General features: G+C 68.8%; 8 protein-coding genes. 4 read left to right on the top strand and 4 right to left on the bottom strand.

What is annotated here, in order from left to right; genetic code table 11:
* Positions 1–322: 322 nt before the first annotated feature.
* Complete coding sequence (locus tag JW613_RS27565) at positions 323–3,454, bottom strand: AfsR/SARP family transcriptional regulator (RefSeq protein WP_209213581.1); 3,132 nt, start codon at positions 3,452–3,454, stop codon at positions 323–325.
* A 554-nt stretch (positions 3,455–4,008) separates the two neighbouring features.
* Here JW613_RS27565 and JW613_RS27560 point away from each other — a divergent pair.
* Positions 4,009–6,132: a tetratricopeptide repeat protein gene (locus tag JW613_RS27560; RefSeq protein ID WP_307866059.1), complete on the top strand. Its 2,124-nt coding sequence runs from the start codon at positions 4,009–4,011 to the stop codon at positions 6,130–6,132.
* A 358-nt stretch (positions 6,133–6,490) separates the two neighbouring features.
* Here the strand turns inward: JW613_RS27560 and JW613_RS27555 are convergent, their stop codons facing one another.
* Positions 6,491–7,753, bottom strand: coding sequence for a hypothetical protein (locus JW613_RS27555; protein ID WP_209213580.1), 1,263 nt, complete (start codon positions 7,751–7,753; stop codon positions 6,491–6,493).
* 207 nt (positions 7,754–7,960) lie between these two features.
* Here JW613_RS27555 and JW613_RS27550 point away from each other — a divergent pair, with 207 nt between their 5' ends.
* Positions 7,961–8,857 carry a DUF1206 domain-containing protein gene (locus JW613_RS27550; RefSeq protein WP_209213579.1) on the top strand — a complete coding sequence of 299 codons (897 nt, stop codon included), beginning with the start codon at positions 7,961–7,963 and terminating at the stop codon, positions 8,855–8,857.
* A 108-nt stretch (positions 8,858–8,965) separates the two neighbouring features.
* On the opposite strand, the gene JW613_RS27545 is transcribed toward JW613_RS27550, so the two are convergent.
* Positions 8,966–11,188: an NADP-dependent isocitrate dehydrogenase gene (locus JW613_RS27545; RefSeq protein ID WP_209213578.1), complete on the bottom strand. Its 2,223-nt coding sequence runs from the start codon at positions 11,186–11,188 to the stop codon at positions 8,966–8,968.
* A 418-nt stretch (positions 11,189–11,606) separates the two neighbouring features.
* Between JW613_RS27545 and JW613_RS27540 the strand changes: the two genes are divergently transcribed.
* Positions 11,607–12,383 carry a hypothetical protein gene (locus JW613_RS27540; RefSeq protein WP_209213577.1) on the top strand — a complete coding sequence of 259 codons (777 nt, stop codon included), beginning with the start codon at positions 11,607–11,609 and terminating at the stop codon, positions 12,381–12,383.
* 149 nt (positions 12,384–12,532) lie between these two features.
* Here JW613_RS27540 and JW613_RS27535 read toward each other — a convergent pair whose 3' ends face one another.
* Complete coding sequence (locus JW613_RS27535) at positions 12,533–13,978, bottom strand: glyceraldehyde-3-phosphate dehydrogenase (protein ID WP_209213576.1); 1,446 nt, start codon at positions 13,976–13,978, stop codon at positions 12,533–12,535.
* A gap of 288 nt (positions 13,979–14,266) precedes the next feature.
* On the opposite strand from JW613_RS27535, the gene arsM reads away from it, so the two are divergent.
* Positions 14,267–15,046: an arsenite methyltransferase gene (gene arsM / locus JW613_RS27530; protein ID WP_209213575.1), complete on the top strand. Its 780-nt coding sequence runs from the start codon at positions 14,267–14,269 to the stop codon at positions 15,044–15,046.
* Positions 15,047–15,259 lie beyond the last annotated feature (213 nt).

Below are 15,259 nucleotides of genomic sequence, written 5' to 3'. Positions count from 1 at the left end.
AACCCCGTGGGGCCGGTGTAGCTCGACGGCATGCATACCACGGGTCGTGCGGGGGACGACTTTTCACGGAACACGGTTATGCGCGCACCGGCGGTGTCGAACGGGGTGAGCAGCGGGGTATGAAACCCGGATTCCGCCTGGCGGGCGACGGGTTCCATGGTCCGGACCTCCGAGGCGTCCGAAATCGGAGGCAAGGGCATTGCGAACATGCGAATGAGGCTCTTTTCCGTGGAAGAGTGGGATGTCAGCGCGATTCGCGCAGGAAAGTGCACAGTAGACGTTGATGCAGAAGTGATCAAGCGCTCAGCGCCCTGAGGGTCGCCTACTCGCGTAGATCTTGTGCACGGCGTAACCGCTGCTTTATGCGGATCGCTTCCGTCGGGTCGAGCTGCTCGAATATGCCAATGGAACTTTCCCAGAGCATTATCGCCTGATCCGGACGGTCACAGGCCAAATGCAGTTCGGCCAGCGCGTCCTTGGCGCGTGCCTCTTCCTCCGGGGACTGGATCCTGGTGGCCAGCCCCAGCGCCTCTTCGAGGTCCCGGTGGGCAGCGGCGTGATCCTGGAGGTGGTGTTCGGCGGTGCCGAGTCCGCGTAGCGCCTGGGCCTCCTCGAGACCTGCGCCGATACCGCGTGCCAACGTCAGGGAGATCCGGTGCTGTTCGAGGGAGTCCGCGTAGCGGCCCGCCTTGCGGAGCGCGTCTCCGAGCGCGATACGGGTGATGGTCTCGTACCGCCGGTTGCCGAGGCGCTGGAAGGAGGAGAGCGCTTTTCCGTACAGGTCCAGCGCTTCGTCCAGCTCTTCGGGGACGGCCAGGGTGTTGCCCAGGTTCAACTGTGCCATGGCCTGTTCCGAGCGGCTGCACGACTCCGTCGCAATCATCAGCGAACGCGAGAAGAATTGGCGTGCCGATGAGATGTCACCGGTGTGCAGATGAACTTCGGCGAGATTGTTGAGAGCCTGGGCCTCTCCTCTGGCGTCCCCTATCTCACGGAATGCCAGGAGCGCTTCCTGGAAATAGCGGAATGCGGCAGTGCTGTCCCCCAGATGGAGATGGGCGATCCCCATGTTGTTGGTGCTGCGTGCCACGTGCCAGTGTTCTCCTGAACGAAGCCTTATTTCGAGTGCCTCGCGCTGAACTTCGAGCATCGCGCGGTATTCCCCGCGATGCCAGTGGAGTATTCCGAGTTGGTGGAGCGCCTCCGCTGCGCACTCGGCGTCGTCTGCGGCGCGGGCCACGGCCAGGGCCCTGCTGCCTGCGGCAGCAGCCTGGTCGTAGCGCCCGGTGTGTCCGTGGGCGCTGCTGAGGTCGATGAGGGCCAGCGCTTCGGCCCGGTCGGCGCGCTGCTGGTGCCAGTACTGTGCCGCGTGCCGGTGCATGAGTTCCGCATCGTCCCACAGCCCCTCGGTGTCCAGGAACGTCCCGAGCACGTGCGCGAGCTCGGCGGCTTTGCGTGCCGAGCCGTGGGTGCGTGCATAGTCCTCGGCGGCGAGCAGTGCAGGGGTCTCGTCGAGCAGCCAGCTTCTGGCTTCGTGGTCGTCGCGGAAGACCGGGATGTGGTCGGAGGGCAGTCCGGGGGCGATGTCGATGCGTGTGCGCCTGGGGTGCACCAGCAGATCCGCGCGGAGTGCGGCGGCGAGACAGAAGTCGACCAGCCGTTCCAATGCGGCGGTTTCCTCCTCGCGGTCCCTACGGGCGAGCGTGAGGGCGTACTCGCCGAGCAGGTCATGAAAACGGTAGCGCTCGGGTTCCGGCTCGGTCAGCAGGCTGGAGTCGAGCAGGGCCTCGACCAGCGGCTCGGCCTCGGCGACCGGTACACCGATCAGGGCTGCGGCCGCATGGGAGCCGAAGCCGGTCCCGAAGTGCAGGCCCAGCCGGCGAAAGGCGGCCTGCTGTCGGCGGGTCAGCGTCCTGTAGGACAACTCGAATGCCCGGTCGATACCGGAGTCCCGGTCCCGAATCTCCCGCAGCCTGCTGTGGCTCTGTGCCAGTCTCCGCAGGAGATGGCGTGTGGTCCAGGACGGCCGGGAACGCAGCCGCCCGGCGGCGAGTTCGATCGCCAGCGGCAGGCGTCCGCAGACGTCCACGATGTGCGCCACCTCGTCACCGTCCCGGGCACGCTCGGGGCCGACGAGCCGGGTGAACAGCGCGACGGCGTCCGGGGCCGACAGTACGTCCACGAAGAGCGAGCGGACACCGGGCAGACCACTCAGCCGCTGACGGCTGGTGAGGAGCACGAGGGAGGGCGACCCCAGTGGCAGGAGGGGGCGTATCTGCTCCGCGCCGGCCACGTCGTCGAGCACGACCACGGCGCGCCGGTCCTGCAGCAGGCTGCGCCACAAGGTGGTGCGCTCCTCCAGGCTGTGCGGTATCCCCTTGGACGGCAGGCCGAGGGTCCGCAGCAGTGAGGCCAGCGCCGAGGACGGTGTCAGGGGCCGACGTCTCGCGGAGTGCGCCCGCAGGTCGACGTAGAGCTGCCCGTCCGGGTAGGCATGGGCCAGCTTCCGAGCAGCGTGGAAGGCCAGCAGTGATTTCCCGATGCCCGCCATGCCGGAGATGCTCTGCAGGGCGATGACCGTTCCCTCGGGTGGGGGCTCCTGCAACGCTGCGAGTTCGCCCTCGCGTCCGACCAGGTCGGCGTGTGCCGGGAGATTGTTGAGAGCATGCGGAGGCGCGGGGTCGCTCGCCGACGACGGGAGGAAGGCACTCACCGGCGCCTGGCGCAGGATCAATCCGTGCAGTTCGCTGAAGGCTGTGCCCGGATCCACCCCGAGCTCGTTCCGGAGAAGTTTCCGGACGTGCTCGTACACGCGCAGGGCGTCCGCCTGTCTGCCGCAACCGTAGTACGCCACCATCAGCCGGCCCGCGAGCGTCTCGTTGGTCGGTTGCTGTTCGAGCAGGGGCGGCAGGTAGGTCGCGGGTCCCGTGAAGTCCCCGGCCCGCAGTTCGAGGTCCGCCTGGTCGACCCGCGCGGCGAGGCGTGCGGCCTCCAGCGCGGCACGGACCTCCTCGGCCCAGGCTCCGGTCAGTCCTGCCAGCGGCTCCCCGCGCCAGAGCGTTTCGGCTTCCCGCAAAGCGGCCAGGGCCTCTGTCCCGGAGGTGTCGCGCACGGAGCGGGCATGCGAGGTGAGGCGGTGGAAGCGGTGCAGGTCGATGAAGTCGGGTGCGATGTCGAGAGCGTAGGTGTGGGCGCGTTGGACCAAGGGGACGCGGTCGGCCGCCTGCCGGAAGCGGCGGCGCAGTCTGGCGACGTACACATGCAGACCGGACTGGGGTTTGGCCGGAAGATCTTCACCCCAGAGGCGCCGAATGAGGGCTTCGGTCGAGACCGCCTTCCCCACATCGACAGCGAGCGCGGCGAGGAGGGCGCGTTCCTTGGCCGACCCGAGGGGGTCGAGCAGGCCGTCCACCCGCAGGCCGACCGGCCCCAGGAGAAGGATCTCGAAGTCCACCAGCTCGCCCTTCGCCGGTTCGACTCGTTCGCCTTTGCCAGATGATGACTTTTCTTTGATCGAGGATGACAGGTTCCCTTGGGCTTTACCAGAGCGGTTTTCTTGATCGGGCCTCTTGGCCGAAACCTTCCACTTCTCGCCGCATGCCGTCTTAATCGGCATGGCTTAGTCGCAGACTGAGCGGGTAACACTCGATTCGGGCAGGAGCCGATTACTTCCTTCTGGAAAATGCGGGGGCCGGGATGCGATCGATCACCGTCTCACGGCTGGCCACGGCGTTGACCGGCGCTGTCCGTGAACCGCTGCTCTGGAGTGGCCTGTCGGAGATCGTGAGCGGGATGGCCGAGGCGCCCGAGGACGATCTGCCCCGGGCCATGGTCGCAGCCGAAATGGAACCGGACAGTCGGCAGAATGCAATTGCATTTGCCGAAGCGCTGCTCGCCCAAGCCGAAGCTCGGTCCGGATTCTTGCCGGTGCTGCGCGTTTGGCTGCTCCAATACGAACGCTTCGTCAGCGGCACGGGCGGTGGGAGCGCGTCGGAATCATCGAACGCCGTGGAAAGCACGCAGCTGTCCGGCACCGTGATCCAGGCACGCGAGATCCACGGAAACGTACAGGTGCAGACGGAGCCGCCGCCGCGCCCGCCGGTACCGCACCAACTCCTTCCGGTCCCCGCCGACTTCGTCGACAGACAGGACGATCTCACCGCACTCGAACGGATCCGGACCGAGCACCGAGGAGATTCCGCGCTGATCGTGGCGGTGACCGGACCTGCCGGCGTGGGGAAGACCGTGCTGGTCTCCCGCTGGTTGAAACTCCTCACGCCGGCCTTTCCCGACGGCCAGCTCTACGCCGACATGACCGGCTACTCCCTCAGCGGCGCACAGCGCCCGAGCGACGTTCTGGACAGGCTGCTGCGGGCGCTCGGCTGTCGGCAAGTGCCGGCCGAGCTCGCGGAGAAGGCGGCCCTGTGGCGCTCGCTGACCGCCGGAAGACAGGTGGCGCTGATGGTGGACAACGCACTCAGCGCCGCCCAGGTCAGACCTCTACTGCCCGGTGGTGGCAGCAGCCTGGTGGCCGTCGTCAGTCGGAGGCGTCTCATGGGACTGGGGATCGACGGCGCGGCCTTCCACACGCTCGACGTGCTCGGGGCCGAAGAGTCGGTGGAGTTGCTCAGTCGCCGGATCGGGAACCAGCGGGCCAGGGACGAGCCCTCCTCTGTTCGCCAAGTGGCCGCCCTGTGTGCCGGACTGCCCTTGGCCGTGTGCGTGGCTGCCGCACGCATGGCGGCCCGGCCACAGCAGAGCGTGGCCGCTGTGGTCGGTGCGATGACGGAGAAGACCCGGCCTCTGGAGGCCTTCCGACTGGACGGGGACCGGGTGGTGGAGGCGGCATTGGACGAGTCCTACCGGGCGCTGGAGCCGGAGGTGGCGCGTGTCTACCGACAGCTCGGCGTCCTTCCCGTCGACGTCTTCTGCCTCCACGCGTCCGCAGCGGCCTGCGCCACCGACGTGTCGTCGATGGGGGACCTGGTGGAGGAACTGATCGAGGCCAGCCTCCTGGAGGAACTGGGCCCGCATCCCGCCACAGGGCAGCCCAGATACCGCCTGCACGACCTCATCCGCCTGCACGCGGCCCACCGGGCCGCGCAGGAGGAACCGGACACGGCCTCGGTCGACACCGAGCGGCGCTTTGTCGACTGGTACCTGGCCACCGCCACAGCCGCACGCACGCTGCTGTCGCCCAGCCACCGCCGGCTCCGGAGGGACTACGCCTTCCCGCCACCCGCCACGTCCGACTTCGAGGAGGCGGAGACAGCTTGGGACTGGATGCACAGCGAGGGGCCGCACCTGATGCAACTGGTGCGGCTCGCCGCGGAACGGGGCTGGGACGCGGTCTGTTGGCAGCTTGTCGACTCCATGCAGCCCTGGTTCTTGCGTGCACGCCCCTACGACCTTTGGGTCGAGTCGCACCAGCTCGGCCTGGCCGCGGCGCGGCGGGCAGGCCATTCCGAGGGTGTCAGCCGGATGCTCACCACCGGTGGTAGCGGAATGTACAACGCGGGCCGCCTCGATGACGCTCTCGACTGGTTCACCCAGGCTCTGCGGGACGCACGTGAACGGGGCGACCGCCGAGCGGAGGCGCAGGCCCTGCACGGTCTGGGGCAGACCCACCGGCTGGCCGACAGACTGCAGCAAGCAGCAGCTCTGTTCACAGAAGCGCTCGATATCCGCTCGGACATCGGCTATCGGCGAGGTGCGGCGCTCTCGCGTCTGTGCCTCGGTGACGTCGCCCTCGCCGCCGACCGGCCGGACGAGGCCCGGCTCTGTCTCGGTCGGGCGAGGGCGGAACTGCTGGCCGTGCAGGACAGATACGACGCAGCGCGGGCGCTGGCCTTTCTGGGCCGCGCCCACGCGCACCCTTCCTTGCGGGGGTACGCCGAGGCCGTGCGTTTGCTGAGCACGGCGCTCGGCGAGTTCCGTTCGGCGGGCTCGGTGCACTGGCAAGCCCGTGTCCTGGAGATGCTGGGAGAGACCGCGCAGGAACAGGGGGCCCTCGAGACCGCCCGGCGTCGCTTCGCGGACTCCCTCGCCCTCTACGAGCCCGTCAGTCCGGTCGATGCACGACGTCTGAAAGAGCATCTCCACAAGATCGGTTGGGGAAGCCCCCGGGAGTGAGCCGCCGCAAGGAAGGCGCCGAACCGGCCTGGCGGGATCCCCAGGGCCAGCCAACCATGCAGTGCCGAGGCGAGCCGTCGGTGCTCTGCTGCCGACATCTCGTGGCTCACTGTCAGTTCGAACTGTCGCCCGCCTCTGCACAAGGTCGAACAGATAGTCTGCCGTCCGGAGGCGTCCGCCCTGCGAAGAGTGACGCAAATGCAGCCCGGGTAGTTGCTCAGCAGGCCCTCCTGGCAATGCCGGTCGCTCCCGTACAGCACGTCGGCGCACTGGCGCGCTCGGTCATCGGCACGCAGGTCGAGATCCACGCACACGCAGTCGTCGTCGAAGGGTACCGGCGCATACCGGTGAACATCGGTCACGGCAGGGCTCCCAGCCGATCACAGCTGTGCGGTTGCCCCAACACCTCCAACGGCGGCGGCAGCGGAAGCGGGTGCGTCGCCGCAGGACAGGCCGGCTGGCCAAGGCCCATGACGCGGTAGATCAGGCGCCGGAAGTTCTGGTTGAAGCGCCCGGGTTCGGAGGAGATCCCGGTGGCGATACGGGCATAGTCCGCCCGGTTGTACTCGGCTGCCGAGTAGGCGAGTTGTTCACCCAGGGGGTGTGCCGACGAGAGCGCCGGTGCCGTCAACGCGAGTTCGACACCCGGAGAGGCCGGGTTCGCGTCCCGGTGCGGAAAGTGGGTCATGAGAATCGGCGCGTGCGTCATCGTGCCGTACAGCGTCACGGACCCGTAGTCGCCGATGAGCCAGTCGGCAGCGATCAGCGGCTGGCGCCAGTCCGCTTCCGGGGGCAGTAGGGTGAACCCCGCCTGGCCGCACCCTGCCAGCCAGGCGCGTACCTGCCAGGCGCCGTAGCGCGACCAGACGTTGGGATGGACGAGCACCGCCACCCGGAACTCGTCCCGCGGGAGTTCGGCCAGCAGTCGAGGGAGGAGCGCACCGATCCGGTTGAAGGACGAGGTGTACCCCCACGTCGACGTGACGAGCACCAGCTTCTGACCGTCGGCCAGCCCCAGGGCCTTCCGGTAGCTCTCCCGCAGGGGCAGGCTCCGGCGGATGCGGTCGTAGCAGGGGTCACCGGCCACCTCGGCGATCGGAAGCGCCTGCGGGCACCAGCGCTCCAGTGCCGCGAGGTCGTCCCGGTGGGGCAGCGCGACCGCCTTGGGCACGACCTTGCCCTTCCAGGTCAGATACCCCCTCCCGGTGATTCCGCCGGGAGCCCGGGGCTCCCCTGGGCCGACCTCGGCCGTGCGGGCAAGCTTCAGGTGACCTGCTCCGTGCGAGACCCGCACCAGAGGGGCCCGCAACTGTTCCGTCCCCCGTGAGCCTGCGGCCAGTGCCAGATCGAACTCTGTCCGCACGGCGTCCTTCCAGCTCATCACGGCCGCGCCCATCGACCGCAAGAAACGCCTCACGCCGGCGTTGAAGGCGTGCGGGGCGACCGTGAAGGTCACCTCGAGCCGCAGATCGGATTCCAGCAGCGGCAGCAGATCCTGCAGCCGCTTGCCGTACACCTCGGTGTGCACGACGACCAGCACCTTCTTGCCCTCCGGCAGCGTGGCCCAGATGTCGGCCGGCTGCCGTGAGGACGTCGTACTGCGAATGTCCAACACGGACATGCTCTCCCCCATATCATCGTCGACCGGAGCGGGAAGAGACATGCCCGACGCTGAAGGCGGAAGCCTTGCAACGGCCTTGCCGGATCCTTGCAACCGCCTCAGCCGATGCGGGCGGCCGCTCCCAGAAGGCACAGGGCTCCGGAACATGTGCGGACTACCTGTGACACCGCTGGGCACCCGGCTCGCAGGAGCGACCGGGGAGGGGCGATGGACGCGACCGTTCCGCGGGGCCGCAAACGGGGCGGCGAGAGCAGGGTGCGGTGGGCGGTACCGGGCAGGGCGCGGGCTTCGGACCGGGCCAGAGCAACAGCTCGGCCGGTGCTGAACGGCGCGGCACGAGCCGGGTTCCTGGGGCGCGGGTTCAGCTATCTGCTGGTCGGCGCGCTGGCGGTGCAGGTCGCGTTCGCCGACGGGCAGCGAGGTGGCGGGCAGGCCGACCGCGGCGGGGCGCTGCGGGAGGTGGCGGGGCGTCCGTTCGGCGCGTTCATGCTGTGGGCGCTGGGGCTGGCGTTGGCCGGAATGGCGCTGTGGCGGCTCTCCGAGGCGGTCTGGGGTGCGGCCGAGCCGGGCGGCCACAAGCCCCGCAAGCGCCTCGCTTCGGGGGCGCGCGGGCTCTTCTACGTAGGCGTCGCGTATTCGGTGCTGGCCTTCGCCGCCGGGGACAAGGGCAGCGGCAGCGGCGCGTCCGACAGGCGGTCGCGCGATGTGACGGCCGAGTTGCTCGGCCTGCCCGCAGGGCAGTGGGTGGTCGGTGTCGGGGCCGGTGCAGTGGTGGTCGCCGGGCTGGTGATGGCCTGCCGTGCGGCGCTGCGCAAGTACCACGACCAGCTGAGGATGGGTCGGTTGTCCGAGAGGCAGCGGAAGTTCGTCGACGTCACCGGCGTTCTGGGCGGTCTCGCCCGCGGGCTGGTGTTCGCGACCGTCGGCGCCTTCCTCGCCCGCGCCGCGCTCACCTACGACCCGGAGCGCGCCAAGGGGCTGGACGACACGCTGCGTTCCTTCACCCGGACCCCGGCGGGGCCGTGGCTGCTGGTGGCCGTGGCGGCGGGGCTCCTTCTCTTCGGTCTCTTCTCGTTCGCGGTGGCGCGCTGGCGCAGAACCTGAAGCCGCAAGCACAAGCAGCAGGGCCCGGGAGCGGTCGATAGGTCGATACCGCTCCCGGGCCCCTCCATACGCGCAGTGCTGCGTCAGCGCGTCAGCGAAGCCGGCGCGTCAGCGCGTCAGCGAAGCCAGCGCCTCGTTGAAGGTCTTCGACGGGCGCATCACGGCCGCCGCCTTCTCGGGGGAAGGCTGGTAGTAGCCGCCGATGTCGACCGGCGAGCCCTGGACGGCCAGCAGTTCGTCGACGATCGTCTGCTCCTGCTCGGCCAGCGTCTTGGCGAGGCCGGAGAACGCCTGTGCGAGCTGCGTGTCCTGCGTCTGCTCCGCCAGCTCCTGCGCCCAGTACAGCGCGAGGTAGAAGTGGCTGCCGCGGTTGTCGATGCTGCCGAGCTTGCGGCTGGGCGACTTGTTCTCGTTCAGCAGCGTGCCCGTGGCGCGGTCGAGGGTGTCCGCGAGGATCTGGGCGCGCGGGTTGCCCGCCTTGTGCGCCAGGTGCTCGAAGCTGACGGCCAGCGCCAGGAACTCGCCCAGGCTGTCCCAGCGCAGGTAGTTCTCCTTGACGAGCTGCTGCACATGCTTGGGGGCCGAACCGCCCGCGCCCGTCTCGAACAGCCCGCCACCGTTGATCAGCGGCACCACGGAGAGCATCTTGGCGCTGGTGCCCAGCTCCATGATCGGGAACAGGTCGGTGAGGTAGTCGCGCAGCACGTTGCCGGTGACGGAGATGGTGTTCTCGCCGCGGCGGATGCGCTCCAGGGAGAACTTCATCGCGTCGGCCGGGGACATGATCTCGATCTGCAGACCCTCGGTGTCGTGCAGCGGCAGGTACTCGCGGACCTTCCTGATCAGGTTCCGGTCGTGGGCGCGGGTCTCGTCCAGCCAGAAGACGGCCGGGTCGCCGGTGGCACGGGCGCGGGTGACGGCCAGCTTGACCCAGTCCTGGATCGGTACGTCCTTGGTCTGGCACATCCGGAAGATGTCGCCCTCGCCGACGGCCTGCTCCAGCACCAGCTCGCCCGCGCCGTCCAGGACGCGGACCGTGCCGGTCGCCGGAATCTCGAAGGTCTTGTCGTGGCTGCCGTACTCCTCGGCCTTCTGCGCCATCAGACCGACGTTCGGTACCGAGCCCATGGTGGCCGGGTCGAAGGCGCCGTTGGCGCGGCAGTCGTCGATGACGGCCTGGTAGATGCCCGCGTAGCTGCTGTCGGGGATGACCGCGAGGGCGTCCTGCTCCTGGTCGTCCTTGTTCCACATGTGGCCCGAGGTACGGATCATCGCGGGCATGGAGGCGTCCACGATGACGTCGCTGGGCACGTGCAGGTTGCTGATACCGCGGTGCGAGTCGACCATCGCCAGGTCCGGGCCCTGGGCCAGCTCGGCGTCGAAGGACGCCTTGATCTTGTCGCCCTCCGGCAGCGACTCCAGGCCCTTGAAGATGCCGCCCAGACCGTCGTTCGGGGTCAGACCGGCCGCGGCGAGCTTGTCGCCGTAGGTGGCGAACGTCTTCGGGAAGAAGGCGCGGACCGTGTGACCGAAGATGATCGGGTCGGACACCTTCATCATCGTCGCCTTCAGGTGCACCGAGAACAGCACACCCTCCGCCTTGGCCCGCTCGACCTGCGCGGACAGGAACTCGCGCAGCGCGGCCACCCGCATGACGGCGGCGTCGACGACCTCGCCCGCCTGCACCGGGACCGACTCGCGCAGCACGGTGGTCGAGCCGTCGTCACCGTGCAGCTCGATCCGCAGCGCACCGTCCTCGGCCAGTACGACGGACTTCTCGGTGGAGCGGAAGTCGTCCTGGGTCATGTGGGCGACGTTGGACTTGGAATCGGCGCGCCACTCGCCCATCCGGTGCGGGTTGTTCCTGGCGTAGTTCTTGACGGAGGCCGGGGCGCGGCGGTCGGAGTTTCCCTCGCGCAGGACCGGGTTGACGGCGCTGCCCTTGACCTTGTCGTAGCGGGCGCGCACCTCCCGCTCCTCGTCGGTCTGCGGGTCGTCCGGGTAGTCCGGCAGCGCGTAGCCCTTCTCCTGCAGCTCCGCGATGGCGGCCTTGAGCTGCGGGATGGACGCCGAGATGTTCGGCAGCTTGATGATGTTGGCTTGCGGGGTCTTGGCCAGCTCACCGAGCTGCGCGAGGGCGTCCTCGATGCGCTGGTTCTCCTCCAGGCGCTCGGGGAAGCTGGCGATGATCCGGCCGGCCAGGGAGATGTCGCGGCTCTCGACGGCGACACCGGCCGTCGAGGCGTAGGCCTCGACCACGGGCAGGAACGAATACGTCGCCAGGGCCGGGGCCTCGTCAGTGTGCGTATAGATGATGGTCGAGTCAGTCACCGCTACTCCGCTTCGCGTCTACATCGTCTCGATATCAAGATATCCCGTGGGGCGCCCTCACGGTAAAGCGGCCCGCGCTTGCGGGACGCGCTGGCGTTCCGGCTTGCCGGGCGCCCGTGCGGACGCGGTGGTCCGGGGCGCCGTGGTCCGGGGCCGGCGTGCGGCACGGGTACCCGCAGCCACCCTGGGGCTGCACCGACGCTCGCCCGGCTTACAGGCCGCACCCGGCGGCGAGCCGGGCCGGGCCGGGTCGGCCCGAGCCGGTCCGGGCCGAGCACTGGCCCCAGCGCAGCAGGCCCACGGTTCGGCTACTCCCGGAGGGGTAACGCGCCGGTCCTCCTTCCGATGGATGCTCCCCATACCCCCCGCCCGTACCGTGGTCGGCATCTGGCAACCGACTGGCGGGGAGGGGCACGGCATGCTTCTGATCGAAGTCTTCACACCCAAGGGCGCCTTGAGTGAGGAGGAGCGGCAGGAGCTGGGGAAGCGGCTCATCGACACCCTCATGGTCGAGGACGACAGTCACGCCATCGAAATCCTCGACGCCCAGCGCACAATCACACAGGTCCTTGTGCACGAGCCCGCCGCCTGGGTACTCGGCGTACGGCCGGCGGCGGACCCCGCGGACCCGCCGCGCTACCTGGTGCGGGTCACCGTTCCGGGTTCATGGCGCAAGGAGATGAGCGAGTACACCGTGCAGATCGTCACGGATGTGCTGGCCGAGACCGAGCGCCGCGCGGGGCGGGACCCGGAGCGGCTGCGGCGCGAACCGCACGCCGTGATCCTCGTGGACGGCATCTCGGAGGGCGGCATCGGCATCCACGGAAAGGCCATGAGCAGCCTGGACCTCACGGAGTTCGTCTCCCGTCCGTACCGGGACGCCACCGCCGGCCGCCCGGCGGCGAGCCCTGCGCCGGACGCCGCACAGAAGTCCGCACCCGAGTCCGCATCCGAATCCGTGTCCGAGCACGAGTCCGCGCAGGACGACGCGGAGAGGGACCCTTCGCAGCAGCCATCGCCATCGCAGCGCAAGCTGATCGATCCGATCTGCGGGATGAGCGTGGACCTCGACGACCGCCCTCTCACCCTGGTGCATGAAGGGGTCCTGTACGGCTTCTGCCACGGCTTGTGCCGACGGGCCTTCGCGGACGAGCACGGACTCCCGCTCGGCAAGCAGGAGCCGAGCCCTTCCTGACGCCGACAGACTGCGGCTGCGGACGGACTACGGCACGGCGAAGGCAATCGCACGGGCACCGGCACCAGCACCGCCACCGGCACAGTGCCGGTACGCGCACCGGCATCGATGCCCGCCGAACCGTCGGCCCGGCGGGATCGGTCGGTTCCTCAGGCCAGCGGGGCCGGGAAGGTCGGGTACTCCGCCCCGGAGACGTGCTGGACGACGCGGATGACCTGGCAGGAGTAGCCGAACTCGTTGTCGTACCACAGGTAGAGAATCGCGTTGTCGCCCTCGACCTTGGTGGCGCCGGCGTCGACGATCGAGGCGTGGCGCGAGCCGATGAAGTCGTTGGAGACCGCGTCGGGGGCGCTGGTGAAGTCGATCTGCCGCTTGAGTGGCGAGGTCAAAGAGACGTCCCGGAGGTGGTCGAGCACTTCTTCGCGGGTGGTCTCGCGTGCGAGCTGCAGATTGAGGATGGCGATCGAGACGTCCGGTACGGGGACGCGGATCGAGCTGCCGGTGATCTTCGCCTTGAGGTCGGGCAGCGCCTTGGCGACGGCGGAGGCGGCTCCGGTCTCGGTGATGACCATGTTGAGCGGCGCCGAACGGCCACGACGGTCCGACTTGTGGTAATTGTCCAGCAGGTTCTGGTCGTTGGTGAACGAGTGGACGGTCTCCACATGGCCGCGCAGCACACCGTACTCGTCCGCCATCGCCTTCAGCGGCGGGACGATGGCGTTGGTGGTGCAGGACGCGCAGGAGATGATGCGCTCGTCCGGCTTGACCATGTCGTGGTTGACGCCGTGCACCACGTTGGGCACGTCGCCCTTGCCCGGCGCGGTCAGGATCACCTTGTCCACACCGGGACGCAGGTGCTTGGACAGCCCCTCGCGGTCCCGCCACCTGCCGGTGTTGTCGATGAGGATGGCGTCCTTGATGCCGTAGGCGGTGTAGTCCACCGTCGTCGGATCGTCGGAGTAGATCACCTTGATCTCGTTGCCGTTGGCGACGATCGTGCTGTTCGCCTCGTCGACGGTGATGGTGCCCTGGAACTGGCCGTGGATCGAGTCACGGCGCAGCAGTGAGGCACGCTTGACGAGATCCTGACCGGCGCCCTTGCGGACGACGATGGCGCGCAGCCGCAGTCCGTTCCCGGAACCGGCCTTCTCGATCAGCAGCCGGGCGAGGAGCCGGCCGATACGGCCGAAACCGTAGAGCACGACATCCCGGGACGCGCTGCGGTCGATCTTGTCGGCACCCGTCGCACCGGCCACGGCCTGCGCCGTGAACTCCTCCACCGACAGGCCGCGGTCGTCGGCCTTGTACGTCGCGGCCAGCATGCCGATGTCGATCTGGGAGGGGCCGAGATCGAGCGTGGTGAGGGCCTGCAGGAACGGCAGCGTCTCGGTGACGGACAGCTCCGCCCCGGCTATCTGCCGGGCGAACCGGTGGGCCTTGAGGATGCTGATCACCGACTTGTTCACCAGGGAGCGGCTGTGCAGCAGGACCGTGACGTCCCGCTCCCGGTGCAGCTTCCCGATGATCGGGATCATCGACTCCGCGATTTCCTCGCGGTGCTTCCAGTTGGTGAACACGTCGTCGTTGACAGTCACAGATTTATCTTTCGAGCTAGGCGGTGCTCATATGCTAACCCGCACCTCGAGGGCGATACGAACGGCCATACGAACAGCCCCGTAGGCGGCCACGCGGAGCGGGAGGATGCGGGTGAACGGGGGCGACCAGGAATCCTGATTCGACATCCTTCTATCTTGACACCCTTCGATGCAGCGTCCAGCCTTGTATTCAGAGGCATCGAAACAGGGCTCCCGGGTCCGATCCCCGGCCCCCCGACCCGACCTTCCGTTCCCTCCCCTGCCCCGCCCTGCCGTGAGGAGCGCACCATGAGTGAGACGAACGAACTGCGCGAGACCGTCCGTCGGCGGTACGCCGCCGCAGCCGTGCAGGTTGCCGAGGGGAACGCCGGGTGCTGCGGCCCGGAGACAGTGGAGATCGACGACACCTTCGGTGGGGCTCTCTACGCCCCCGACCAGCGCGATGACCTTCCCGTCGAGGCGGTCGCCGCATCTTTGGGCTGCGGCAACCCCACCGCTGTCGCCGAGCTCCACGAGGGAGAGCACGTCCTGGACCTCGGCTCCGGCGGCGGCATCGACGTCCTCCTCTCGGCCCGCCGTGTCGGCCCCACCGGCAAGGCGTACGGGCTCGACATGACCGAGGAGATGCTCGCCCTCGCGCTGGCCAACAAGGAGAAGGCAGGCGCCACCAATGTCGAGTTCCTCAAGGGCACCATCGAGGCCGTCCCGCTTCCCGCGCACACCATCGACGTCATCATTTCCAACTGCGTCATCAACCTCTCCACGGACAAGCCCGCCGTCTTCAGCGAGGCCTTCCGCGTCCTGCGCCCGGGCGGCCGTATCGGCGTGTCCGACGTCGTCGCGGAGGACCGCCTGAACCCCGAACAGCGGGCCGAACGAGGCGACTACGTCGGCTGCATCGCCGGAGCCCTCTCGTTCACCGAATACCGGCAGGGCCTCGAGGCGGCCGGGTTCACGTCCATCGACATCACACCGACCCACCAGGTCGCCGACGGCATGCACTCCGCCGTCGTACGCGCGACGAAGCCGGCCACCACAGCAGCGGAGCCGGCAACCAGCCCCCGCTGACGCGGATCCCGGTGAGTCGCCACGCGCCCGGCAACGCCAGGTGAGGGTGGGAAGGGTGGGACGAGGCCAGCACGGGGATCCAACGGCCTGCAGTCCCGGGCGTTCCCATCCCGGGTGAATCGTGCTTGCCTGGACGTCGGGGCACTCGCCCGGAAGCCGAAGACCCGGGACACCGTCGGCAGGTCGCCCGGTCGGCCAGTCGCCCGACGGCCG

Source organism: Streptomyces smyrnaeus, from assembly GCF_017676345.1.
GTDB classification, from domain to species: Bacteria; Actinomycetota; Actinomycetes; order Streptomycetales; family Streptomycetaceae; genus Streptomyces; species Streptomyces smyrnaeus.
This window is presented reverse-complemented; position numbering and strand designations above follow the sequence as displayed.

Bases quoted from the DNA above. Each gene is read 5' to 3' on its own strand.
- JW613_RS27555 (WP_209213580.1), bottom strand. From the start codon at position 7,753: ATGTCCGTGTTGGACATTCGCAGTACGACGTCCTCACGGCAGCCGGCC.
- arsM (WP_209213575.1), top strand. From the start codon at position 14,267: ATGAGTGAGACGAACGAACTGCGCGAGACCGTCCGTCGGCGGTACGCC.
- JW613_RS27550 (WP_209213579.1), top strand. From the start codon at position 7,961: ATGGACGCGACCGTTCCGCGGGGCCGCAAACGGGGCGGCGAGAGCAGG.
- JW613_RS27540 (WP_209213577.1), top strand. From the start codon at position 11,607: ATGCTTCTGATCGAAGTCTTCACACCCAAGGGCGCCTTGAGTGAGGAG.